This window comes from Methylobacterium nigriterrae, assembly GCF_037106235.1.
GTDB classification, from domain to species: domain Bacteria; phylum Pseudomonadota; class Alphaproteobacteria; order Rhizobiales; family Beijerinckiaceae; genus Methylobacterium; species Methylobacterium nigriterrae.
This window is the reverse complement of sequence record NZ_JBAWTG010000872.1, coordinates 1-271: the sequence shown is the minus strand read 5'-3', so window position 1 is coordinate 271 and position 271 is coordinate 1. Positions and strand designations below refer to the sequence as shown.

Annotated in this window: 1 protein-coding gene; it reads left to right on the top strand. The window is 60.1% G+C overall.

The window, feature by feature from the left end; all coding sequences use genetic code 11:
• Nucleotides 1-116: 116 nt before the first annotated feature.
• The coding region (locus WDW90_RS39505; protein WP_431311230.1) for a TerC family protein at nucleotides 117-271 on the top strand (155 nt) is incomplete at its 3' end.

The following is a 271-nucleotide window of genomic DNA, read 5'->3' as shown; positions in this document are numbered from 1 at the left end:
CGATCCTCCTCTCAGATGCCATAGAGATCTCCTCCTATGCGAAAATACCCGTAATCCGAACAGGGACATCCAGTCTGTCGGTCCGCCTTCCCGCCACCACACTTCTCTGAGACCCCATGCTCGAATTTCTGCAGACGCTTAGCTGGTCGGCGGTCTTTCAGATCGTTCTGATCGACATCCTGCTGGGCGGCGACAACGCGGTGGTGATCGCCCTGGCGTGCCGCAACCTGGAGAAGCGGCGCCGCATGCAGGGCATCCTCTGGGGTACGGC